Source organism: Streptomyces sp. NPDC048392 (genome assembly GCF_043200575.1).
Lineage (GTDB): Bacteria > Actinomycetota > Actinomycetes > Streptomycetales > Streptomycetaceae > Streptomyces.
This window is the reverse complement of record NZ_JBICYB010000001.1, coordinates 125,874-148,745: the sequence shown is the minus strand read 5'-3', so window position 1 is coordinate 148,745 and position 22,872 is coordinate 125,874. Positions and strand designations below refer to the sequence as shown.

Annotated in this window: 17 protein-coding genes and 2 tRNA genes; 3 read left to right on the top strand and 16 right to left on the bottom strand. The window is 72.2% G+C overall.

Annotated features, from left to right (window positions below; all coding sequences use genetic code 11):
- Nucleotides 1-141: 141 nt before the first annotated feature.
- Both ACGFYH_RS00595 and lepA read right to left on the bottom strand, forming a co-directional pair.
- Entirely contained in the window at nucleotides 142-2,019 is a 1,878-nt protein-coding gene (locus ACGFYH_RS00595) for an AMP-dependent synthetase/ligase (protein WP_393800928.1), read from the bottom strand.
- Between the two features lie 306 nt (nucleotides 2,020-2,325).
- Nucleotides 2,326-4,194 (bottom strand): translation elongation factor 4, encoded by a 1,869-nt coding sequence (gene lepA, locus ACGFYH_RS00590; RefSeq protein WP_393800927.1) that lies wholly within the window; start codon nucleotides 4,192-4,194, stop codon nucleotides 2,326-2,328.
- Between the two features lie 298 nt (nucleotides 4,195-4,492).
- On the opposite strand from lepA, the gene rpsT reads away from it, so the two are divergent.
- Nucleotides 4,493-4,759: a 30S ribosomal protein S20 gene (gene rpsT / locus ACGFYH_RS00585; RefSeq protein ID WP_388770081.1), complete on the top strand. Its 267-nt coding sequence runs from the start codon at nucleotides 4,493-4,495 to the stop codon at nucleotides 4,757-4,759.
- A 403-nt stretch (nucleotides 4,760-5,162) separates the two neighbouring features.
- Here rpsT and holA read toward each other — a convergent pair whose 3' ends face one another.
- The 7 genes from holA to leuS all read right to left on the bottom strand — a co-directional run bounded on the left by holA (nucleotide 5,163) and on the right by leuS (nucleotide 15,330).
- Nucleotides 5,163-6,152, bottom strand: a complete 990-nt coding sequence (gene holA, locus ACGFYH_RS00580; protein ID WP_393800926.1) for a DNA polymerase III subunit delta — start codon at nucleotides 6,150-6,152, stop codon at nucleotides 5,163-5,165.
- A 72-nt stretch (nucleotides 6,153-6,224) separates the two neighbouring features.
- A complete protein-coding gene (locus tag ACGFYH_RS00575) occupies nucleotides 6,225-6,470 on the bottom strand; it encodes a hypothetical protein (protein WP_393800925.1) in 246 nt (81 codons plus the stop codon).
- Nucleotides 6,471-6,609: 139 nt separating this feature from the next.
- Nucleotides 6,610-9,240: a ComEC/Rec2 family competence protein gene (locus ACGFYH_RS00570; RefSeq protein ID WP_393800924.1), complete on the bottom strand. Its 2,631-nt coding sequence runs from the start codon at nucleotides 9,238-9,240 to the stop codon at nucleotides 6,610-6,612.
- Entirely contained in the window at nucleotides 9,237-10,313 is a 1,077-nt protein-coding gene (locus tag ACGFYH_RS00565) for a helix-hairpin-helix domain-containing protein (protein ID WP_393800923.1), read from the bottom strand. The genes ACGFYH_RS00570 and ACGFYH_RS00565 overlap by 4 nt, the downstream gene beginning before the upstream one ends.
- 279 nt (nucleotides 10,314-10,592) lie before the next feature.
- A complete protein-coding gene (locus tag ACGFYH_RS00560) occupies nucleotides 10,593-11,438 on the bottom strand; it encodes a DegV family protein (RefSeq protein ID WP_393800922.1) in 846 nt (281 codons plus the stop codon).
- Between the two features lie 82 nt (nucleotides 11,439-11,520).
- Nucleotides 11,521-12,255 (bottom strand): hypothetical protein, encoded by a 735-nt coding sequence (locus ACGFYH_RS00555; protein ID WP_393800921.1) that lies wholly within the window; start codon nucleotides 12,253-12,255, stop codon nucleotides 11,521-11,523.
- 180 nt (nucleotides 12,256-12,435) lie between these two features.
- The gene (gene leuS / locus ACGFYH_RS00550; protein ID WP_393800920.1) at nucleotides 12,436-15,330 is read right to left on the bottom strand and encodes a leucine--tRNA ligase; all 2,895 of its coding nucleotides are present in this window, start codon (nucleotides 15,328-15,330) and stop codon (nucleotides 12,436-12,438) included.
- Nucleotides 15,331-15,833: 503 nt separating this feature from the next.
- On the opposite strand from leuS, the gene ACGFYH_RS00545 reads away from it, so the two are divergent.
- Both ACGFYH_RS00545 and ACGFYH_RS00540 read left to right on the top strand, forming a co-directional pair.
- On the top strand, nucleotides 15,834-17,078 hold the full coding sequence (locus ACGFYH_RS00545; protein WP_393800919.1) for a cytochrome b/b6 domain-containing protein: 1,245 nt from the start codon (nucleotides 15,834-15,836) through the stop codon (nucleotides 17,076-17,078).
- Entirely contained in the window at nucleotides 17,075-18,685 is a 1,611-nt protein-coding gene (locus tag ACGFYH_RS00540; RefSeq protein ID WP_393800918.1) for an NADH-ubiquinone oxidoreductase-F iron-sulfur binding region domain-containing protein, read from the top strand. Before ACGFYH_RS00545 ends, ACGFYH_RS00540 begins: the two co-directional genes overlap by 4 nt.
- A 67-nt stretch (nucleotides 18,686-18,752) precedes the next feature.
- Here the strand turns inward: ACGFYH_RS00540 and ACGFYH_RS00535 are convergent.
- The 7 genes from ACGFYH_RS00535 to ACGFYH_RS00505 all read right to left on the bottom strand — a co-directional run bounded on the left by ACGFYH_RS00535 (nucleotide 18,753) and on the right by ACGFYH_RS00505 (nucleotide 22,857).
- Nucleotides 18,753-18,825: transfer RNA gene (locus ACGFYH_RS00535), tRNA-Ala, on the bottom strand.
- A 127-nt stretch (nucleotides 18,826-18,952) separates the two neighbouring features.
- Nucleotides 18,953-19,186: a hypothetical protein gene (locus ACGFYH_RS00530; protein ID WP_003976229.1), complete on the bottom strand. Its 234-nt coding sequence runs from the start codon at nucleotides 19,184-19,186 to the stop codon at nucleotides 18,953-18,955.
- A gap of 3 nt (nucleotides 19,187-19,189) precedes the next feature.
- Complete coding sequence (locus tag ACGFYH_RS00525; protein ID WP_393800917.1) at nucleotides 19,190-19,363, bottom strand: hypothetical protein; 174 nt, start codon at nucleotides 19,361-19,363, stop codon at nucleotides 19,190-19,192.
- 200 nt (nucleotides 19,364-19,563) lie between these two features.
- Nucleotides 19,564-19,636, bottom strand: a tRNA-Ala gene (locus ACGFYH_RS00520).
- A 156-nt stretch (nucleotides 19,637-19,792) separates the two neighbouring features.
- Complete coding sequence (locus tag ACGFYH_RS00515; protein WP_393800916.1) at nucleotides 19,793-20,464, bottom strand: histidine phosphatase family protein; 672 nt, start codon at nucleotides 20,462-20,464, stop codon at nucleotides 19,793-19,795.
- Nucleotides 20,461-20,907, bottom strand: a complete 447-nt coding sequence (gene rsfS, locus ACGFYH_RS00510) for a ribosome silencing factor (protein WP_393800915.1) — start codon at nucleotides 20,905-20,907, stop codon at nucleotides 20,461-20,463. Before rsfS ends, ACGFYH_RS00515 begins: the two co-directional genes overlap by 4 nt.
- Nucleotides 20,908-20,991: 84 nt before the next feature.
- Nucleotides 20,992-22,857: a LytR C-terminal domain-containing protein gene (locus ACGFYH_RS00505; protein ID WP_393800914.1), complete on the bottom strand. Its 1,866-nt coding sequence runs from the start codon at nucleotides 22,855-22,857 to the stop codon at nucleotides 20,992-20,994.
- Nucleotides 22,858-22,872 lie beyond the last annotated feature (15 nt).

The window sequence follows — 22,872 nt, the reverse complement described above, 5'->3', positions numbered from 1 at the left end:
CCCCGCCCATAAGCGCCGAGTTACCGAAGTGGGCCGCCACGGGTGAGAACCGTGCTAGGCGAACGCGCGAAGACGTCCGGAAACCGATCGGAAACCGGACGTCTTCGAACATCCACCGCACGGACAGTGCCGCGCCGTGCGCTACGCCTCGCGCGAACCCTCGTACATCTCCTCGATCAGGTGCTTGTACTCCCGCTCCACCACCGGCCGCTTCAGCTTCAGGCTGGGGGTGATCTCGCCGTGTTCGACGTCGAGGTCGCGGGGCAGCAGACGGTACTTCTTGATGGTCTGCCAGCGCTGGAGGCCCTGGTTGAGCCGCGTGACGTAACCGTCGACCATCTCGACGGTCGCGGGCGCCGCGACGATCTCCGCGTACGGCTTGCCCGCCAGGCCGTTCTTCTTGGCCCACTCGGTGATGGCGACCTCGTCGAGGGCGATGAGCGCGGTGCAGAAGTTCCGGTCGGCGCCGTGGACCAGGATGTTGGAGACGTAGGGGCAGACCGCCTTGAACTGCCCTTCGACCTCCGCGGGCGCGATGTACTTGCCGCCGGACGTCTTGATGAGGTCCTTCTTGCGGTCGGTGATGCGCAGGTAGCCGTCGGGCGACAGCTCGCCGATGTCGCCGGTGTGGAACCAGCCGTCGGCCTCCAGCACCTCGGCGGTCTTCTCGGGCAGCTTGTGGTAGCCCTCCATGATGCCGGGGCCGCGCAGCAGGATCTCGCCGTCGGCCGCGATGCGCACCTCGGTGCCGGGCAGCGGCTTGCCGACCGTACCGGTGCGGTAGGCCTCGCCGGGGTTCACGAAGGACGCGGCCGAGGACTCGGTGAGGCCGTAACCCTCCAGGATGTGGATGCCGGCGCCGGCGAAGAAGTAGCCGATCTCCGGGGCGAGGGCCGCCGAGCCCGAGACGCAGGCGCGCAGACGGCCGCCGAAGGCCTCGCGGATCTTGGCGTAGACGAGCCTGTCGGCGACGGCGTGCCTGGCGCGCAGGCCGGCGGGGGCGCTCGCGGTGCCGGTGCGTTTGAAGTTGTCCTGGGTGACCTTGGCGTACTCGCGGGCGACGTCGGCGGCCCACTGGAAGATTTTGTACTTGGCCCCGCCGCCCGCGCGGGCCTTGGCGGCGACGCCGTTGTAGACCTTCTCGAAGATGCGGGGCACGGCCGCCATGTAGGTCGGCTGGACCGTCGGCAGATTATCGATGATCTTGTCGACGCGGCCGTCGACGGCGGTGACGTGACCGGCCTCGATCTGGCCGGAGGTGAGCACCTTGCCGAAGACGTGCGCGAGCGGCAGCCACAGGTACTGCACGTCGCCCTTGGTGACCAGGCCGGTCGCGGCGATCGCCTTCGCCATGTACGACCAGCAGTCGTGCGGCAGGCGGACGCCCTTGGGCCGGCCTGTGGTGCCGGAGGTGTAGATGAGGGTGGCGAGCTGGTCCTTGGTGAGCGCGCCGACCCGCTTCCTGACCAGTTCGGGGTCCTGCTCCAGGCGGGCCGCGCCCCGGCGCTCCAGCTCGTCGAGGGTGAGGATCCAGTCCTCGGCGGTGTCGGCGCCGGTCGGGTCGATCACGACGACGTGGGTGAGGTCGGGCAGTTCCGCCCGCTTCTCCTTCGCCTTGGCCAGCTGTGCGGCGTCCTCCGCGACCAGCACCCGGCTCTCGGAGTCGGAGAGGATGTACGCCGACTCGTCGGCGTTGGTCTGCGGATAGACCGTGGTGGTCGCCGCGCCCGCGCACATGATGCCGAGGTCGGAGAGGATCCACTCCAGCCGGGTGGAGGAGGCCAGCGCCACCCGCTGCTCCGGCTGCACGCCCAGCTCGATCAGGCCGGCGGCGATCGCGTGGACCCGCTCGGCGGCCTGCGCCCAGGTGAGTGACTTCCACTCGTCGGGGCCTTCGCCCGAGGCCGGCGGCACCGGGTAGCGGTACGCCTCGGCGTCCGGCGTGGCCGCCACCCGCTCCAGGAAGAGTCCCGCCACGGAGGGGGGACGGTTCTCGATCAGTGTCTGTGTGTCGCTCACGACATCCTCCGGGCCCGCGACGGTGCGGCTGGCTCGTTGCGGCTGGCTCAGGTGCGGCTGGTTCACTCTCGGGCGGTGTTCGGACGGTGCTGTGCGGTGACTCGGACCGTTGCCCGATCACTTGTTTAACTCACGAGTAACTAAGGGGCAGGCATCAGAGTAAAGGGCGACCGGCCCCGACGTAAGAGTCCGCACCCTGTCACTTCCTACAGATGCCTGCCCGTGACATGCGAAGGGACCCGCCGCACTTTCGTACGACGGGCCCCTCGGCGCCCGCTTCGCCCGGACTGGGGTACGGGGTGGCGGCTACTTCCTGCCCTTGCCCGACCCCGCGCTCTCATCACTGGACAGGACCGCGATGAAGGCCTCCTGCGGAACCTCCACGGAACCCACCATCTTCATCCGCTTCTTGCCTTCCTTCTGCTTCTCCAGCAGCTTCCGCTTCCGGGAGATGTCACCGCCGTAGCACTTGGCGAGGACGTCCTTGCGGATGGCGCGGATGGTCTCGCGGGCGATCACCCGGGAGCCGATGGCGGCCTGGATGGGCACCTCGAAGGCCTGGCGCGGGATCAGCTCGCGCAGCTTGGCGACGAGCCGCACGCCGTACGCGTACGCCGCGTCCTTGTGGGTGATCGCCGAGAAGGCGTCCACCTTGTCGCCGTGCAGCAGGATGTCGACCTTGACCAGGCTGGAGGTCTGCTCGCCGGTGGGCTCGTAGTCCAGCGAGGCGTAGCCGCGCGTCTTCGACTTCAGCTGGTCGAAGAAGTCGAAGACGATCTCCGCGAGCGGCAGGGTGTAGCGGATCTCCACCCGGTCCTCGGAGAGGTAGTCCATGCCGAGCAGGGTGCCGCGCCGGGTCTGGCACAGCTCCATGATCGAGCCGATGAACTCGGTCGGCGCCAGGATGGTGGCGCGCACGACCGGCTCGTACACCTCGTTGATCTTCCCCTCGGGGAACTCGCTCGGGTTGGTGACGTCGACCTCGGTGCCGTCCTCCAGGATGACGCGGTACACCACGTTGGGCGCGGTGGCGATGAGGTCGAGGCCGAACTCCCGCTCCAGCCGCTCACGGATCACGTCGAGGTGCAGCAGGCCCAGGAAGCCGACGCGGAAGCCGAAGCCCAGGGCGGCCGAGGTCTCCGGCTCGTAGACCAGGGCGGCGTCGTTGAGCTGGAGCTTGTCCAGCGCCTCGCGCAGCTCGGGGTAGTCGGAGCCGTCCAGCGGATACAGCCCCGAGAAGACCATCGGCCTCGGGTCCTTGTAGCCGCCGAGCGCCTCCTCCGCACCCTTGTACTGGCTGGTGACCGTGTCACCCACCTTGGACTGGCGGACGTCCTTCACGCCGGTGATCAGGTATCCCACCTCGCCGACGCCGAGACCGTCGGCGGAGAGCATCTCCGGCGAGTTGGTGCCGATCTCGAGCAGTTCGTGCGTCGCGCCGGTGGACATCATCCGGATCCGCTCGCGCCTGTTGAGCTGGCCGTCGATGACACGGACGTACGTCACGACTCCGCGGTAGGAGTCGTAGACGGAGTCGAAGATCATCGCGCGGGCGGGGGCGTCCTTGACGCCGACCGGGGCCGGGACGTCGGCGACGACCTTGTCCAGCAGCGCGTCGACGCCGAGACCGGTCTTGGCGGAGACCTTGAGCACGTCGTCGGGGTCGCAGCCGATCAGGTTGGCCAGCTCCTCGGCGAACTTCTCGGGCTGCGCGGCCGGCAGGTCGATCTTGTTCAGCACCGGGATGATCGTGAGGTCGTTCTCCATCGCCAGGTAGAGGTTGGCGAGCGTCTGCGCCTCGATGCCCTGGGCGGCGTCGACGAGGAGGATGGTGCCCTCGCACGCGGCGAGCGACCGCGAGACCTCGTAGGTGAAGTCGACGTGCCCCGGGGTGTCGATCATGTTGAGGATGTGCGTACTGCCCTTGTCGTGGGTGGGGGCCCACGGCAATCGCACCGCCTGGGACTTGATCGTGATGCCGCGCTCGCGCTCGATGTCCATGCGGTCGAGGTACTGGGCGCGCATCTGCCGCTGCTCGACCACACCGGTCAGCTGAAGCATCCGGTCGGCGAGCGTGGACTTGCCGTGGTCGATGTGCGCGATGATGCAGAAGTTGCGGATCAGCGCGGGGTCGGTACGGCTCGGCTCGGGCACATGGCTGGGGATCGCGGGCACGCAGGGTCCTGATTCTTGAGGCGTCCGCAGTGTCTGCGGTCTCGGGTCGGATCGATACGTAGCTTCCATCGTCCCACGGGTGGGGGCCCGGGATGGGTGGGGGACGGCTTGCCGACGGGCCGAGGGCGGCCGAAGGCGGTACCGGAGCCGGGCGCCGGGCCCTGATTTGGGTGGCTCGACGGGCCGCTGATACCGTGGGGAGCTGTGTCTCCTGCCCTCTCAGCGGGAGGCGCTCCTTCAAGAAATCATCGGCACGGGACCTTCGCGGCCTCGTGCCTGAACCTGCAGAGGCTCATTCGTGGCGAACATCAAGTCCCAGATCAAGCGGAACAAGACGAACGAGAAGGCCCGGCTGCGCAACAAGGCCGTCAAGTCCTCTCTGAAGACCGCGATCCGCAAGGCCCGTGAGGCCGCTGCCGCGGGTGACACCGAGAAGGCCACCGAGTACCAGCGCGTCGCTTCGCGCCAGCTCGACAAGGCCGTCTCCAAGGGCGTCATCCACAAGAACCAGGCCGCCAACAAGAAGTCGGCGCTGGCGCAGAAGGTCGGCGCTCTCAAGGGCTGAACCCCTTATCCGGTCTGATCGCCGGAAGGACCCAGAGCGGGCCCTCTCTCATCCGCTCCCGTCCGGCACCCAGGATCCATGCGCGGCCTGCGTTCGCCACGCGGGCATGGATCCGCGAGCTTGATCCGAAGGCCCCGGTGACTTTCCTTCCCCAGGACGGACGCCGGGGCCTTCGATCTGCCCGGCGGGGAGGGCCGATCGGGAGGTGACGGTCCCCGGGCCGGGACGGACCCCCAGGCCGGGGCGGACCTTCGAGGCCGGGGCGGACCTTCGAGGCCGGGGCGGACCTTCGAGGCCGGGACGGACCCCCAGGCCGGGGCGGACCTTCGAGGCCGGGGCGGACTCCGCCACCGTCCACGCGGACGCGCCGGTGCTAAGACCGACCCCGCGAACAGGCCCCGGACTACGACCGACCCCGCGAACGGGCCGCCCGGGCGATGGTCACCACGCACTTCTCCAAGGCGTACTCGGGATCGTCCCCGCCGCCCTTCACGCCCGCGTCCGCCTCGGCCACCGCGCGCAGGGCCACCGAGACACCGTCCGGTGTCCAGCCGCGCATCTGCTGCCGGACGCGGTCGATCTTCCAGGGTGGCATCCCCAGCTCGCGGGCGAGGTCGGCGGGGCGTCCGCCGCGGGCGGAGGACAGCTTGCCGATGGCCCGCACGCCCTGCGCCAGGGCGCTGGTGATGAGGACCGGTGCCACTCCGGTCGACAGCGACCAGCGCAGCGCCTCCAGGGCCTCCGCCGCACGTCCTTCGACCGCCCGGTCGGCGACCGTGAAGCTGGAGGCCTCCGCCCGCCCGGTGTAGTACCGCCCGACGACGGCCTCGTCGATGGTCCCCTCGACGTCGGCGGTCAGCTGGGACACGGCCGAGGCCAGCTCCCGCAGATCGCTGCCGATCGCGTCGACCAGGGCCTGGCACGCCTCGGGGGTGGCCGACCGCCCGGCCGTACGGAACTCCGAGCGCACGAAGGCCAGCCGGTCGGCGGGCTTCGTCATCTTGGGACACGACACCTCGCGCGCGCCCGCCTTGCGGCCGGCGTCGAGCAGGCCCTTGCCCCTGGCGCCGCCCGCGTGCAGCAGGACGAGGGTGATCTCCTCGGCGGGGGCGCCGAGGTAGGCCTTGACGTCCTTGACCGTGTCGGCGGACAGGTCCTGCGCGTTGCGTACGACCACGACCTTGCGCTCGGCGAAGAGCGAGGGGCTGGTCAGCTCGGCGAGCGTGCCGGGCTGCAGCTGGTCGGAGGTCAGGTCGCGTACGTCCGTGTCGGCGTCGGCGGCCTTCGCGGCGGTCACCACCTCCTGCACGGCACGGTCGAGCAGGAGGTCCTCCTGGCCCACGGCAAGGGTCACCGGGGCGAGAGGGTCGTCATTCGCAGTCTTCCTGGCCATCGGGACAAGCATCGCACGCACCAGTGACAACGAGGCCCGTCCGGCACCGCGGTGGGCACCTCGCTCCCCCGCCTACGGCTCCTCGCGCCAGCCTTCCCACTCCCCCGCGAACGCGTCCAGCTCGCCGGGGTCGAGCAGCTCCCGCTCGTCACACAGGACGACGAGCCACTGGGCGTCCTCGGCGTCGTCCTCGCCGGCCAGGGCGTCCCGGACGAGCCGGGGTTCCTCGTCGACCCCGAACCGCTCCCCGAGTGCCCGGGCCACCTCCTCCGCGGCGTCGCGGTCGGGCAGCACCAGCACATGTCTCACGTCGCTCACGGGTGTCATTGTCGGACACCGGTCAGCGGGCGGCGCGCGGGTCCCCCGGGCCAGCCCACGGGCGGGGTCCGCGCATCGGTGCCGATGCGGATGCCGGGCCCGGCCACGGCGACACCGCGGGCCGGCACCGTCTGCCGGCTCATCCCTCCGCCACCCGCAACGCCCTGCCCGTGCCGGCGACGGCCAGCGCCCCGTCGCGGTCCGTGCGCAGCACCGTCGCCCCCTGGGCGCGCAGTGCCGCGACCGTGCCGGGGGCCGGGTGGCCGTAGGTGTTGTCCTCACCGCAGCTGATGAGCGCCAGGCGTGGGGCCACCTTGCGTATGAGGCCGAAATGCTGGTGCGCCGAGCCGTGATGGGCGACCTTCAGCACGTCGACGCCCTCCAGCTCCGCTGCCGCCGGGGAGCGGGCCAGCTCCTGCTGGGCCGGGGGCTCCAGGTCGCCGAGCAGGAGCAGGCGAATCCCCGACGTTCGCACCAGGAGGGTGACGCTGGCGTCGTTGGGGCCGCCCCCCGTACCCGGCGCCACGCCCGTCGGTGGGCTCGGCGGGGGCCACACCACCTGCCAGGAAAGTGGGCCGGAGCGTCGCCGCTCTCCGGCGGCGGCGTGCCGCAGGGGGATGCGTCGGGCGCTCGCCTGTCTGCGGACGAACTCGGCCTGGTCAGCGGGCTCTTCGAAGGCGGTTGCCTCGATCGCGCCCACCGAGCGGCCCCGCAGCACCCCGGGCAGACCCGCCACGTGGTCGGCGTGGAAGTGGGTCAGCAGCACGAGGGGGACGCGGGTGATGCCGAGGGAGCGCAGGCAGTGGTCGATCAGGGCCGGGTCGGGTCCCGCGTCCACGACCACACCCGTCCCCTTTCCCGCGGCGAGGACCAGCGCGTCACCCTGGCCCACGTCGCACATCACCATCCGCCAGCCCGGTGGGGGCCACCCCTTGATCACCCGGGCCAGCGGAGGCGGCTGCACCACCGCGAGGACCAGCAGCAGGGCGCAGGCGCCACACCACCACGGGTGCCGCGACAAGCGCCGGCCCACCAGCAGGACGCCCACCGTGAGGAGGGCGAGCAGCGCCGCCCCGGGCCAGCTGCCCGGCCAGTCCACTCCCGCGCCCGGCAGCGCGGCCCCCGTGCGGGCGATCCACGCGATCCACTCGGCCGGCCAGCCCCCGCACCAGGCCAGGACCTTGGCCGACGGCATCGCCACCGGCGCCGTCGCCAGTGCCGCGAAGCCGAGCACGGTGGCCGGGGCCACCGCGAACTCCGCCAGCAGATTGCACGGCACACCGACCAGGCTCACCCGATCCGACAGCACGACGACGACCGGTGCGCACACGGCCTGGGCGGCCCCCGCGGCGGCCAGCGCCTCCGCGAGCCGGGGCGGCACCCGGCGCCGGCGCAACGCCGCACTCCAGCGTGGAGCGAGCGTGAGCAGCGCCCCCGTGGCGAGCACGGAGAGCAGGAAGCCGTAGCTGCGGGCCAGCCGGGGGTCGTACAGCACCAGCAGCAGTACCGCCGTCGCCAGTGCCGGGAGGAGTGATCTGCGGCGTCCGGTGGCCAGGGCGAGCAGGGCGACGGACCCGCAGGCGGCCGCCCGCAGCACGCTCGGGTCGGGCCGGCACACGACGACGAAGCCGAGTGCGAGCACCCCGCCGAGCAGCGCGGTCGTCCGCAGGTGCAGGCCGAGTCGGGGGGCCAGGCCTCGGCGCTCGCTGCGCTGGGCCAGTCCCGGCGGCCCGAGCAGCAGCGCGAGCACGATGGTGAAGTTGGCTCCGGATACGGCCAGCGTGTGCGCCAGGTCGGTTTCCTTGAACGCCTCCTCCAGCTCAGGCGTGATGCGCGCGGTGTCCCCCACGACCAGTCCCGGCAGCAGCGCCCTCGCGTCCGCCGGCAGGTCCTCGGTCGCCTCACGCAGGCCGGTCCGCAGCCGTCCCGCCAGGCGCTGTGCTCCCGACGGCTCCGCCACCACCTTCGGCAGCGTCTTCGGTGTCTGCCGGCCGGCCCGGACTCGCAGCACGGCGGCGATCCGGTCCCCGCCCGCCCTCGGGGGCGCCGCCCGGGCGGTGACGCGGAGCCGCGTCGTCGGCAGCAGCGCCAGCCAGCGGGAGGCACCGGGCGCCGCGAGGGACGCCCCCGAGCCCTCGGAGGCGCGGTTCGCGTCCCCCTCGCCGACATCGACGAGCACCAGTACCGGGGTCCGGGTGGCCGCTGTCGGCCCGCCCGCCTCCGCCACCCGTCGCACGTCGGCCTCGATCAGCACCGTGGGCGGCACGGCACGGTTGCCCCGGACCCCCGGCCGGGTGAGGCGGGGGTCGGCCGTGACCTCCACCTCGGCGGTGACGGTGGCGTACCGCCGCGCCAGCTCCGGCACGGGCCCCCTGTGCAGGTCGGCGCCGTGCAGCGCGGCCGAGGCGGCGGAGGCGGCGACGCAGAGGAGTACGGCGGAGAGCGCGGCGCGGGGGCCTCCGGGGGCCGTCCGCCGTCCCCTCGCCGACCTCGGCAGCAGCGCCCCGGCCAGGATCAGGCTGCCCGTCACCACGCCCACCGCCCAGCCGACCGGCACGTCCAACACCAGCGCCGCCGTCGCCCAGGCCGCGAGGGCGGGCAGCACCAGGCGCAGGTCCGCGGGGCCCTCCTGCCTCGGGTGGGCCGCGCCGAGCCGGTGGCCCGAGGCGGCGTGCACGGAGGCACGTGTGGACACGGCCCGGCCAGTGGGCTCCCCTGGCCCACGCGGCTGCCCCGGCCCGCTCACGTCGGTGCCCGGGTCCGTGCTCATGGCCGCACGAGGTCCCGCAGGTCGGCGAAGCGGCGCTCGCCGATGCCGTTGACCTCGCGCAGCTCGGCCACCGAGCGGAAACCGCCGTGCCGGGTGCGGTAGTCGATGATGTGCTGGGCGAGCACCGGGCCGACGCCCGGGAGTGTGTCGAGCTGGTCGGCGGTCGCCGTGCTGAGGGCGACCGGTGCCGCGGGCGCCGCTCCCGCCGGCGCCCCGCCCGGTCCGCCCGGCGCGCCGGGTCCGCCGGGTCCGCCGGGCCCGGCCCCCGCTCCGGTCGCGGGTGCGGGCGCTCCGACGATCACCTGCTCGCCGTCCACCAGGAAGCGGGCCCGGTTCAGCCCGTCGGTCTTCGTACCGGGCCGCACGCCTCCGGCGGCACGCAGGGCGTCCGCGACCCGTGAACCGGCCGGGAGGCTGTGGACTCCGGGTTCGCGGACCTTGCCGCCGACGTCGACCACGATCTCGGGCCCCGCCGTGGTCGCGGCCGCGCTCGCCGCCTCGGCCCCGGGCTCGCGCGCTCCGGCCGTCGGCCCCGCTTCCGCCGCTCCGTATGCCGCCGCCTCCCGCACCACCTCGGGTGCCGCCACCGGCTGGGTGCGACCGGTCCGGAAATGCTGCGCCGCGACGACCGCCGCGACGACGAGCAGCACCGTGAGCGCGGCCACGCTGCGCCGCTCCAGGCCGCAGCGCGTCTGCAGCCACACCGGCATCCGCTCCCGCACCGCCTGCCCGGTCCGCTCCCGCCAGGTCACCCCGACGCCGTCGGAGACACCGGCGCCGGGCGACGGCGGTCCCTTCCCCGACTCCCCCTGCGACCCACCGTGCTCGGGGGGCTCGGACCCTCCGGCGTGCTCGGCGTGCTCGGCGTGCTCCGAACCCCTGGAGCGCTCGGTGAAGAGCGCCTCCGCCCGCCGCCGCAACTCCTCCGGGGGCGCGTGCCGGCGGCCGTGCCGGGCGTGGGAGCGGGCGCGGGAGCCGGGGGCGCGGCGGTGGCCGAGGCGGCCGTCGGAGGCCGGGGCGCGGCCCGGGCCGCTGGTCGCGGACGCGGTGCGTGAGCGTGATCGAAAAGTCATGCGACGAGGATCGGGCACGCCGCCACAACCGCGATGATCATGCTCGATTCCCGGGGACTACCCGCGGGTTGTGGAAAACTCCGGCCCCCGCACGGGTGACACGGCACCGCTCACCGCACCAACCAGCCCCACCGCACCACGCCGCTCACCACGCCCCACCACTCACACTCCCCGCGCCACCTCACCGTTCGCACCCCACCGCACCACTCACCGCGCCCCACCGCTCACACCCACCACCACCACCGCCACCGCCACCGCCACCGCCACCGCCACCGCCACTCACCGCGACGAGACCACGACCCCCAACAACCCCGGCCCCGTGTGCGCCCCGATCACCGCACCGACCTCGCTCACATGCAGGTCGGCCAGCCCGGGCACCCGGCTTCGCAGGCGGTCCGCGAGGGCCGACGCCCGGTCGGGGGCGGCGAGATGGTGGACGGCGATGTCGACGGGCGCGCTGCCCGCACGGTCCGCGACGATCTCCTCCAGCCTGGCGATGGCCTTGGAGGCCGTCCGCACCTTCTCCAGGGGCTCGATGCGGCCGCCCTCCAGCCGCAGCAGCGGCTTCACCGCGAGCGCGGAGCCGAACAGGGCCTGGGCCGCCCCGATCCGGCCGCCCCGGCGCAGATAGTCGAGGGTGTCGACGTAGAAGTAGGCGGCGGTGCCCGCGGCCCGCTTCTCGGCGGCCGTGACGGCGTCGTCCACCGTGCCGCCCGCCTCCGCCGCCTCCGCAGCGGCGAGCGCGCAGAACCCGAGGGCCATCGCGATCATCCCCGTGTCCACGACCCGTACCGGGACCGCCGCCTCGCGCGCCGCGACGACGGCCGCGTCGTGCGTGCCGGAGAGTTCGGCGGAGAGGTGGAGGGAGACGATGCCGTCGGCGCCGGACTCGGCGATCCTCCGGTAGGTCTCGGCGAAGAGTCCGGGACTGGGGCGCGAGGTGGTGACCGGTCGCCGTTTCTGCAGGGCCTGCGCCAGGGAGCGGGTCGAGATCTCGGTGCCCTCCTCCAGGGCCCGGTCGCCCAGGACGACGGTCAGGGGTACCGCGGTGATGCCGTGCCGCTCCATCGTCCGGGCCGGGAGGTAGGCCGTTGAATCCGTGACGATAGCGACATGGCGGGACATGAGCTGGAGGTTACCTGGCGTGGTGCCCGTACGGCAGTCCGGCCCCGGCGACCGGGCGTTCACAGGGACGTGCCCGGGGCGGTCAGGTGGTGCTCTCCGGGCGGGCCTTCTTCTGCCAGGGGTACACGGGGCTCGCGGCGGGCGGGCTGATGGCGGGGCGCGCGTGGTCCTCCGCCGTCTCCTGCGCCGAAGGGTCCGGCCAGGTCTGCCGGGTGGACGGGGCGTCGGCGGGCGGGGCCTCGGGCCAGGGCGGCGGCGCGGCGGCGGGCTCCGTCTCCGTCCAGTGCCGCAGCGCACCGGCCTCCACGTCGATCTGTGCGCTCAGCGAGTCCAGGTCGTCGTCCGCGAAGCGGCGGGCGCGGTCGCGGGTCGCCCAGCGCAGGGCCTCAGCCGACCTGGTGATGCGCTCGGTGCGCTCGCGCAGCGCGGGGAGGTGCTCGGCGAGCGTGGCGCGGTCGGGCTCGGACTCCAGGCGCCTCAGTTCGCCGTCCAGCTCGAAACCGTGCGCGCTGAGCCGCTCGAAGAGGGCGACGGATTCCTTGAGGGACTCGTCCTCGTCCGCGCCCGCGTGCAGCGCGTCCTGTGTGGCCCGCATGGAGGTGCGCAGCCTCAGCCGCAGCTGGGCCAGCTCGCCCACCGGGCCGGTCTGGACGAGGGACTTGGCACGCAGTGTGTGGTCCTCGACCGTGCGGCGGGCCTGGGTGATGCCGCGGTCCACGCTGCGCTTGGCGGCCCCGACGGCCTTCACCGTGGCGTAGACACCCAGCACGACGGCGAGCAGGAAGAGCAGGACGAAGACTGTGATGGCTGCTTCCACGAAGCTCCTCCTCCGAGCGTCCGGCCCGCGGGCCGGCGGGCCACGGCGCGGCACCCGTCGCGCCGCTCTTCCACGGTAAACGCAACGGGCAGGCCCAGGGTTCCGCCGGAACCCCGAACCTGCCCGCACCCGGCCCGTAGGGGACGCCCTCAAGCGCGCCGGAACGTCCCCGGTCACCGCCTACGCGGGGACGATGTTCACCAGCTTCGGCGCCCGCACGATCACCTTGCGGATCCCGGCCCCGCCCAGCGCGGCCACGACCTTCTCGTCGGCCAGCGCCGCCTTCTCCAGGTCGCCCTCGGAGATGGAGGGGGCGACCTCCAGCCGCGCCTTGACCTTGCCCTTGACCTGCACGACGCAGGTCACGGTCTCGTCGACGACGTAGGCCGGGTCGGCGACCGGGAAGTCCTGGTGGACGACCGAGTCGGTGTGGCCCAGCTTGCGCCACAGTTCCTCGGCGACGTGCGGGGCCAGCGGCGCGACCAGCAGTACCAGACGCTCGGCGACCGGCCGCGGGACCGCGCCGCCGGCCTTGGTCAGGTGGTTGTTCAGCTCGGTGACCTTGGCGATGGCGGTGTTGAACCGCATGCCCTCCAGGTCCTGCCGCACGCCGTCGATGGCCTTGTGCAGGGCACGCAGGGTGTCCGTGTCGACGTCGGTGTCCGCGACGTCCGCCACGGCCGGCTCGCCGGTGTTCTCGTCGACGACGTTGCGCCACAGCCGCTGCAGCAGCCGGAACTGGCCGACCACCGCGCGGGTGTCCCACGGCCGGGAGACGTCCAGCGGGCCCATCGCCATCTCGTACAGGCGCAGCGTGTCGGCACCGTACTCGGCGCAGATCTCGTCCGGGGTGACCGCGTTCTTCAGGGACTTGCCCATCTTGCCCAGCAGCCGGGAGACCTTCTCGCCCTGGTGGTAGTACGCCCCGTCGCGTTCCTCGACCTCGGCGGCGGGTACGGCGATTCCGCGCGCGTCGCGGTAGACGTACGCCTGGATCATGCCCTGGTTGAACAGCTTGTGGAACGGCTCGGCCGAGGAGACGTACCCCAGGTCGAACAGGACCTTGGACCAGAAGCGCGCGTACAGCAGGTGCAGCACGGCGTGCTCGGCGCCGCCGACGTACAGGTCGACGCCGCCGTGCGGCAGGCCCTCGCGCGGGCCCATCCAGTACTTCTCGATCTCGGGGTCGACCAGCCGCTCGCTGTTGTGCGGGTCCAGGTAGCGCAGCTCGTACCAGCAGGAACCGGCCCAGTTCGGCATGGTGTTGGTCTCGCGGCGGTACTTGCGCGGGCCGCGGCCGTCGCCCAGGTCCAGGGTGACGTTGACCCAGTCCTCGTTGCGGGACAGCGGGGTCTCGGGCTCGGTGAAGGCGTCGTCCGGGTCGAAGGTGCGCGGGGAGTAGTCCTCGACCTCGGGCAGCTCCAGCGGCAGCATCGACGCGGGCAGGGGGTGGGCGATGCCGTCCTCGTCGTAGACGATCGGGAAGGGCTCGCCCCAGTAGCGCTGGCGGCTGAACAGCCAGTCGCGCAGGCGGAAGTTGACGGTGCCCTCACCGGCGCCGGCGCGTTCCAGCCACGCGGTGACGCGCTCCTTGGCCTCGGTCACGGCCAGGCCGTCCAGGCTGACCTCGTCGTTGGACGAGTTCATGATCTTCGCGTCGTGGGAGCCGAAGGCGTCCTCCCACGTCGCGGGGTCGGTGCCGCGGCCGTCGGTCGGCTCGACGACGCAGCGGACCGGCAGCTCGAAGGCGCGCGCGAACTCGAAGTCGCGCTGGTCGCCCGCCGGAACGGCCATGATCGCGCCGGTGCCGTAGCCCATCAGCACGTAGTCGGCGATGAAGACCGGGACCTGCTCGCCGTTCACCGGGTTGGTCGCGTACGCGCCGATGAAGACGCCGGTCTTGTCCTTGGCCTCGGCCTGCCGCTCGACGTCGGACTTGGCGGCGGCCTGCGCGCGGTACGCGGCGACGGCCTCGGCCGGGGTGGCGTGGCCGCCGGTCCACACGTCGTGGGTGCCCTCGGGCCAGGCGTTCGGGGTGAACTTCTCGACCAGCGGGTGCTCGGGCGCCAGCACCATGTAGGTCGCGCCGAACAGGGTGTCGGGACGGGTGGTGAAGACGGTGATGCGCTCGCCGTCGACGGGGAAGTCGACGCGGGCGCCCTCGGAGCGGCCGATCCAGTTGCGCTGCTGCAGCTTGATGGCCTCGGGCCAGTCCAGCTCGTCCAGGTCGTCCAGCAGCCGGTCGGCGTAGGCGGTGATGCGCATGTTCCACTGGCGCAGCTTGGACTTGAAGACGGGGAAGTTGCCGCGCTCGGAGCGGCCGTCGGCGGTGACCTCCTCGTTGGCCAGCACGGTGCCCAGTCCTGGGCACCAGTTGACGGGCGCGTCGGAGGCGTAGGCCAGGCGGTAACCGCCCAGGACGTCGGCGCGCTCGGCCTCGTTCAGCGCGCTCCAGGTGCGCCCGCCGGGCACCGCCCGCTCACCGGAGTCGAACTGCGCGACCAGCTCGCTGATCGGGCGGGCCCTGCGCGCCTCGTCGTCGTACCAGGAGTCGAAGATCTGCAGGAAGATCCACTGGGTCCACTTGTAGTACTCGGGGTCGATCGTGGCGAACGAGCGGCGCTTGTCGTGGCCCAGGCCCAGCCGGCGCAGCTGGGACCTCATGTTCTCCATGTTGGCCTCGGTCGACACGCGCGGGTGCGTGCCGGTCTGCACCGCGTACTGCTCGGCGGGCAGGCCGAAGGCGTCGAAGCCCAGGGTGTGCAGGACGTTGTGGCCGGTCATCCGCTGGAAGCGGGCGAAGACGTCCGTGGCGATGTAACCCAGCGGGTGGCCCACGTGCAGGCCCGCGCCGGAGGGATACGGGAACATGTCCATGACGAACTTTTTGGGCCGGGCGGCCAACTCCGGGTCGCCCGCCAGGTCACCCTTGGGGTTCGGCGCGGCGTACGTCCCCTCGGCGTCCCAGAAGTCCTGCCAGCGCGCCTCGATCTCGGCGGCCATGGCGGCCGTGTAGCGGTGCGGCGCGGCGTCCGCCGGCACAGGGGCGGTCGCCGCGGGGTTCGTCTCGCTCATGATCCTCAAAGCTCCATCGATCGTCTCTGCCAGCGGCTGCGACATCCATGACCAGCGGCTGCGATTGCCGGGAAATGAAAAATCCCCTCGCACAGGAGGGGACGCCGCGCCGATTCCGGCCACCGGACTACGACCGGGGTCGGGCCTGATCAGCGCGGCTCGCTAAGCAGAAGGCGTACGGCACGCATGGCGTCAGGGTACCGCAGTCGTCGAGCGGGCCGCGACGGGCTTCCGGCCACCGGGACCGGTGCCCGGCCTGAACCAAGGTCAAAGATTACTTCGCGTAACAACCACTATGGGGACATCACTACGAGCACACTGTCGTTTGATAACAACGCAATAACTCAAACCTCGTACCCGCGGGTATGGCGCCACTTAGAGTGCGGCAGCGGGACCGCTTTCCCGAACCGCTCCGGAGTTGCCCCCATGAACCCTCCCCCGACCCACCCACACGACACCGGCTCGCCGCCACCCCTCACGTCCCTGACGTGGGGAGGCATGCCGTGGTGACGAACGACAGCACGGTGGACGACACCTTCGCCCAGTTCCTCGACTTCGGCGCCGGCGTCCTCTCCCTGGTCTTCCTCAGCTGCTCGGTGATCTGGGGACTCCTCGCCCAGGACCGGATCGTTCTCGACACCCGGCAGCGGATCCTGGCCCAGGCGGTGCACCGGACCACCGCGGTCGCCTCGGTCGTGTTCCTGCTGGTGCACATCGTGGTCAAGCTGGCGCTCGACCACACCACCTGGGTCGCCGCGGTCCTCCCGTTCGGGCTGCTGGCCACGGACGACGAGGAGTTCGGCGGCCGGGCCGTCCTCATCGGCTTCGGCACCCTGGCCAGCATGCTCATGATCTTCGTGGGCGTCACCGGCGCCCTGCGCAACCGCTTCGCGTCCCCGGCCCCCGTGGCCGCCCGCTGGCGGGCGATGCACATGCTCGCCTACCCGGCCTGGTGCATGGCCCTGCTGCACGGGCTCTACGCGGGTCGCGCGGCGAAGCCGCTCTTCACGGTCCTGTACGCCCTGTCCGTGGTCGGCGTCATGGCGGCCCTGGCGCTGCGCGCGGCGCCCCGCCCGGTCAGGCGCAAGGCCGCCGACCGGATCGCCGGCCTCCTGGGGACCGGGGAGCGCCCGGCCCGTGAGGAGCAGGCGGAGGACCGGCCGCGGGACACCTCCGCCCTGCCCGGCTACGAGCACGCCGGGGCGTCCCGCGCGCGCGTCGCGCCCCCGTCCGGCCCGCTCTACGAGCCCGCGGAGCGGCTCACACCCCCGGAGCCCGCCAACGGCTTCGCGGCGGCCTACCGCGCCGTGTCCGGCCCCTCGGGCGCACGCCGGGCGCCGCTGACGGCCGACCCGGCCGGGTCCGCCCAGCAGCCGCCCGACCTGCGGCCGGCCGAGGCGATGCCGGTGGCGGACGGCGGCGGCAGCACCTCGGGCAGCTGGCCCATACCGTCGCCGCCACCGGTCGGCGAGGCGCCGCCGTCGGCCTACGACCCGCTCAACGACACGGGACACACCATCCCGGTCTACGGCAACACGGACACCGCGAGCTACTCCTCGGGCTACGGATCGAGTGACGTGTACGACACCCGTGAGACGAACGCGGTCTACGACACGTACTACCCGAACGACACGTACAACAGCGGTCCCGCCCCTGAACCAAGCCCCGGTGCGCCGTCGTCGTCCTACGACTTCGACGCACCGGGTTCCGGCGAACCCTGGAACACGCCTTCCGGAGGCTTTAAGTGAACGAGGCCCTGCCCGACGTCCCAGAGGTCCGCGTGGTCGGGCTTCCCCAGCTCACGTCGGGCTTCGACCTTGTCGAGCGCCTGGATCTGCCGATGCACCTCAAAGTGCACGGTCCACTCGAACCGCTGGGCGGCGAACAGCTCGCGCAGCTCTCCGAACGCATCAACCTGCGAGGCCGCGGCGGCGCGGGCTTCCCCTTCCACAAGAAGCTGCGCTCCGTCGCCGAGGCCGCGATCAAGCGCGGCGTACGGCCGGTCGTGGTCGTCAACGGCAGCGAGGACGAGCCGGCCTGCCGCAAGGACACGGTGCTGATCAACCGGGCCCCGCACCTGATCCTGGACGGCGCGCTGCTGTGCGCCGAGGCCATGGGCGCCCGCACGCTCGTCATCGGGGTCACCCGCGAGTCCACGCAGCGCTCCATGGAGGCCGCCCTCGCCGAACGCGGGCTGAGCAACGGGCGCCGGTCCGCCCTCCGCGCGCGCGTGCAGCGCAACCCGGTGCGCATGGTCACCGGCGCGGCGGCCTCGCTGATCCGCTCCATCGACGGCGGCCCGGCGATCCCGCCCGGCCGCAAGGTCAGCGCTTCGAAGAGCGGCGTCGGCGGCGCCCCGACCCTGCTGTCCAACGCCGAGACCTTCGCCCAGCTGGCGATCGCCGCCCGCATCGGCCCGGAGCGCTACGGGAACACCGGCCTGTACGACGAGCCGGGCACCGTCATGCTCACCGTTTCCGGGTCGGTCGCCCGCCCGATGGTGATCGAGGTCCCGACGGGCGTGCCGTTGCGCTACGTCCTCCAGCTGGCCGGCGCTCCGCCGGTACCGCAGGGTGTGCTGACCGGCGGCTACCACGGCAAGTGGATCGACGCGGCGACCGTCGACGAGGCGATCGTCTCCCGCAACTCCCTGCAGCAGGTGGGCGGCTCGCTCGGCGCGGGCGCGATCCTGCCGGTCGGTCAGGACACCTGCCCACTGGGCGAGTCGCTGCGGGTGGCGCAGTGGCTGGCGGAGGAGAGCGCCGGCCAGTGCGGGCCCTGCTACCTCGGTCTGCCGGCCGCCGCGCGGGGCCTGGAGGACATTCTGAACGGCGGCGGCCCGGCCGCTCTGGAGGCGGTCAAGCAGGTCGCGCGGAACGTGAAGCGGCGCGGCGCCTGCTCACACCCGGACGGCTCGGCGATGTTCCTGGAGTCGACCGTCAAGGCGTTCACGGACGACCTGGCCGCCCACGTCCTGGGCAACGGCTGCGGACGCCCCGTGGAGGGAGTTCTGCCGCTCTTCGAGGGCGGCAAGGCGCCGACGGGCATCCCGGGCGGCGGGGAGGAGAACGGCCCCAGCCGCCAGAAGATCTACGTCGACTGGACGCTGTGCCGGGGCCACGGGCTGTGCGCGGACATCCTGCCGGAGGTCTTCGAGCTCGGCGCCGACGGCTTCCCGACCGTCGCCCAGGCCGAGGTGCCGCGTTTCGCGGAGGCCAAGGCGATGCGCGCGGTGCGCCGCTGCCCGGCGCTGGCCCTGCGCATCGAGGAGGACACCCGCGGCCAGGCGCCGTCCTCGCGCACCAACCTGCCGGTGCTGTCCCAGGGCAGGGGCCGCCGGGCCATCGGCCGCTGAGCGGCCTTCGCGTACGAGAAAACCCCCCGGATCGCTGATCCGGGGGGTCCCTCGTTCACTGTTCTTGTGGAGCTAAGGAGAATTGAACTCCTGACCTCCTGCATGCCATGCAGGCGCTCTACCAACTGAGCTATAGCCCCTTGCCGTCTGCCGCCCGGTCTCCCCGGCGGCGACGCCAACATTACACGGTCGGCCGGGCACAACACCAAATCGTTTCCGGTTTGCCCGTTTTACCCTCTTGTGCGGCCGTCAGACCACAGGGTGCCCCTAGGCCGTCACGAACGAGTAGAACCGCTTGAGCGTGCAGTGCTCCTCGAGGAGCCGTCCGTAGATCGGCTCGCCCTCGAGTTCGCGGTACGTCTCGATGGGGTCGCCTTTTATGATCAGCGCCCGTGCGCACTCCTCGCACCAGTACTGGTAGTCCGGGTTGACCGGCTCCATGTCGCGCACGATGGGCGTACCGCTGCCGCACCAGTCGCACTTCCGCCTGTGTGCACCCATCGATCAGCTCCAGCTGTGGCCGCAGGCCGTGCACACGTACGAGATTCCGCCGTTGTCGCCGAGGACTTGGGCCACATGCCCGGAACCGCAGGAGGGACAGCTGAGACGGGTGAGCGTGTTCCTCGCCATCGCTCCGCCGAGGAGGTGACCGACCTCCTCGAGGATGCTCCCAGGCATCGCCACTCCCTCCCGTCGGGCCGCGGTCCCTTCCGGCCGTTTGATTCTGCCACGACCGGGCCAATACGGTCAGCGACGCCTGAGTACCGGTCCGGACACGGCGTCCCACCGACGTATACGCCTGTGGGACGCCTGTTGCTCAAGAGGGCGGAGACGAAAAATCCCGCCCCCCGAAGGGGACGGGATTCGTCCGTGGGTTGTGGAGCTAAGGAGAATTGAACTCCTGACCTCCTGCATGCCATGCAGGCGCTCTACCAACTGAGCTATAGCCCCTGGTCCCACGCGGCGGAGCCGCATGGTCTCTTTCGCTCCGCTCGGCGGGGCGAACAAGAAGAACTTTAGCCTGCGACCTGCCGGAAAGTGAAATCCGGTTCCCGGGCCGCCGACCCGGGCTCAGTCGCCGGACCGGCCGTCGGATCAGTCGCCGGATCAGTCGTCGTCGCCGAGTACCGGTTCCGGCAGCGTGCCGGCGTTGTGCTCCAGCAGACGCCAGCCGCGGGCGCCCTCGCCGAGGACGGACCAACAGCAGTTGGTCAGGCCGCCGAGGCTCTCCCAGCTGTGCGGTTCGAGGCCGAGCAGGCGGCCGATGGTGGTGCGGATCGTGCCGCCGTGGCTGACCACGACGAGGGTTCCGTCCTCGGCGAGCTTCTCGGCGTGCCGGAGCACCACGGGGGCGGCGCGGTCGGCGACCTCGGTCTCCAGCTCGCCGCCGCCGCGCCGCACGGGCTCGCCGCGCTTCCAGGCCGTGTACTCCTCGCCGTGCCGGGCGATGATCTCCTCGTGGGTCAGCCCCTGCCAGACGCCCGCGTAGGTCTCCCGCAGGCCCTCCTCCAGGGTCACCTCGAGGCCGGTGAGCACGGCCAGCTCGGCGGCCGTGTCCGCGGCGCGCGCGAGGTCGGAGGAGACGATCGCGTCGGGCTTCAGGTGCACGAGCAGCTGGGCCGCGCGGCGGGCCTGGGCGACGCCGGTCCCGGTCAGCTCGACGTCCGTGCTGCCCTGGAAGCGACGCTCCACGTTCCACGCGGTCTGGCCGTGCCGCCAGAGGATGACGCGCCGGCCGCGGCCCGGCTTTCCCGCCGTCACCTCGCCGGTGGCGCTCATCGCCAGTCCTCGTCGGTCCGCGTCGCCTCCTCCGCGGCCTGGAGCTTGGCGTGCTCCTCCGCCTTGCCGCGGGTCTCCTTGGCCTCGGCGGGCAGGTCCAGCTCGGGGCAGTCCTTCCACAGCCGCTCCAGGGCGTAGAAGACGCGCTCCTCGCTGTGCTGGACGTGGACGACGATGTCGACGTAGTCGAGCAGGACCCAGCGGGCCTCGCGGTCGCCCTCACGGCGCACCGGCTTGGCGCCGAGCTCCTTGTTCAGCCGCTCCTCGATCTCGTCGACGATCGACTTGACCTGGCGGTCGTTGGGCGCGGAGGCCAGCAGGAAGGCGTCCGTGATCGACAGCACGTCGCTGACGTCGTAGGCGATGATGTCGTGCGCGAGCTTGTCGGCCGCCGCCTGGGCGGCGGCGTTGATGAGTTCGATGGAGCGGTCGGTCGCGGTCACTGCCTGGCTTTCGGGTCGGCGGTCGGTTGACCTCAAGGGTCTCACGACCGCCGAGGGCGGCCCACGCGGAAACCTCCCGCCCCGCTACGACGCCGGTTCGTAGTCCTGGCCGAGCACCACCGAGACCCGGGCGTTCGCGGAGATCTTGCCCCGTGTGACGGAGTCGGTGGGCAGTCCCAGGGTCTTGGCGACCTGGACGGCGTTCTCCTTGTCGGCGGCCTCCGCGTAGACGACCTCGGACGTGGCCTCGGTGCCTGAGGCGGTGCCGCCGGAGACGAAGGTGAAGCCGCCGTTGAGGAGGACGACGCGGGCCTTGCCCGTGCGGTCCTCGTCACCGGTGGCGTTGCGCACGGAGACGCTGACGGCCGCGTCCTTGTCGGGGCTCTTCGCGGTGCCGCCGAGGACGTCCTTGACGACGCTGTCTGCGGCCTCGGCGCTGAGCCCGCCGCCGTCCTGGACGGGCAGCAGCGCGGTGGTGAAGTCGCCGCCCTTGGCACGGTCGGAGAGGCCGGCGAGGAAGGTGCCGAGATCCTTCTCGGTCAGCGGCGGGTCCAGGATCATCCCGAGGGTCTGGACGGTGGTCGTCGCGGCCTGCGGGTCGGAGGACAGCTTGCGCAGCACGCCCTGCACGACCTGCCCGAAACGCCGCAGCTGGGCGGTGGCGTCCTCGCCGGAGCCGCGGTGGGTGGCGTAGGCGACGGCCATCTTGCCGCTGAGGGTCCGGCCCTCGCCCTTGTGCACGAGGGGGGCGCCGCCCTTGTCCTTGGCCTCCGGGTCGGGGACGTCCGCGTCGGTGTCGACGTCGATGTTGCCGACCAGGTCGACGAGGATCTGGAGGTACGGCGTGTCCAGGCGCCAGGTGCCCTCGATGTCGGTGCCGAGGGCGGAGTCGAGCGCGGTCCGGGTCGCGTCGGGACCCTCGTCGTCGACGGACTCCGCGAGCGTGGTGGTGCTGCCGTCGTCGCCGGTCAGGGCGAGCGAGTTGGGCACCAGTACGGCGGTGCCCTGCTCGGTGGTGGCGTTGTTCACGAGCAGCGCGGTGGAGGTACCGCCGCCCTTGGTGTCGTGCAGATGGACGGCGATCACGTCGCGTTTCTGGGCGCCGGCGGTCGTCGTACCGCCCGCCTTGTCGTCGGAGGAGGAGGAGAGTCCGGGCAGCTTCCCGGCGTACCAGAGGTAGCCGACGCCGCCGACCGCGACCAGCGCCAGGACGACGACCAGGGCGACGACACGCGTGCGTGCACGCCGTCGGGCCTCCTCGCGGCGTTCGGTGCGGTTCTCCGTGAACTTCATCCAGTCGATGACGTCCTCGGAATCGCCGGTCGGCTCCTCGACGAAGGCGAACTGCTCGGTCCGGTACTCCCCGCCGGGTCCGGCCGCCTCGGCGGCGTCCGCCGGCTCCCGCTCCTCCGGCGGGCCCGCCTGCTGCGGGATGTGGGCGGTCTGTTCGGCGGCCCGGGTCTGCCGGCCGCCGGCCGCGGCCTGACCGTACGGGTCGTACGGGTCGTACGACGACTGCGGGTGCGGGTGCGGACCGCCTCCGTGCGGGCCGGAGTAATGGCCCTCATAGGCGCCGTAGCCGGGCGTGGCGGGCTGCTGACCGGTGTCGTAGCCGGGCGTGGGCGGCTGCTGACCGGTGTCGTAGCCGCCCTGGGAGCCGTAGGGGTCGTACGGCTGCTGGACGGGCTGCTGGGTGCCCGTGGCGTACGGGTCGTAGCCGTAGCCCTGCTGTCCGTACTGCTGTCCCGGCTGTCCCTGCTCCTGGGCGTACGGGTCGTACGGGTCGTACGGGTCGTACGGCTGCTGCCCGCCGGGCTGGGCCGGGCCCGAGCCCTGGAAGTGGCCCTGTGGGTGGCCCTGGGCCGGGCGGTACACGGGCCGTCCGTACTCGTCGTAGCCGACGAGTACGTACTGGTCGTCGCCGTGTCCCGCGTCGTATCCGTCGTTCACCGGTGCCCCTCTCGG

What these genes read in the sequence shown, in the direction of transcription:
- holA (WP_393800926.1), bottom strand. Translation starts at nt 6,152, where the DNA reads ATGGCCAGGAAGACTGCGAATGACGACCCTCTCGCCCCGGTGACCCTT.
- ACGFYH_RS00530 (WP_003976229.1), bottom strand. Translation starts at nt 19,186, where the DNA reads ATGGGTGCACACAGGCGGAAGTGCGACTGGTGCGGCAGCGGTACGCCC.
- ACGFYH_RS00565 (WP_393800923.1), bottom strand. Translation starts at nt 10,313, where the DNA reads ATGACTTTTCGATCACGCTCACGCACCGCGTCCGCGACCAGCGGCCCG.
- leuS (WP_393800920.1), bottom strand. Translation starts at nt 15,330, where the DNA reads ATGAGCGAGACGAACCCCGCGGCGACCGCCCCTGTGCCGGCGGACGCC.
- ACGFYH_RS00570 (WP_393800924.1), bottom strand. Translation starts at nt 9,240, where the DNA reads ATGAGCACGGACCCGGGCACCGACGTGAGCGGGCCGGGGCAGCCGCGT.
- ACGFYH_RS00515 (WP_393800916.1), bottom strand. Translation starts at nt 20,464, where the DNA reads ATGAGCGCCACCGGCGAGGTGACGGCGGGAAAGCCGGGCCGCGGCCGG.
- ACGFYH_RS00525 (WP_393800917.1), bottom strand. Translation starts at nt 19,363, where the DNA reads ATGCCTGGGAGCATCCTCGAGGAGGTCGGTCACCTCCTCGGCGGAGCG.
- ACGFYH_RS00560 (WP_393800922.1), bottom strand. Translation starts at nt 11,438, where the DNA reads ATGTCCCGCCATGTCGCTATCGTCACGGATTCAACGGCCTACCTCCCG.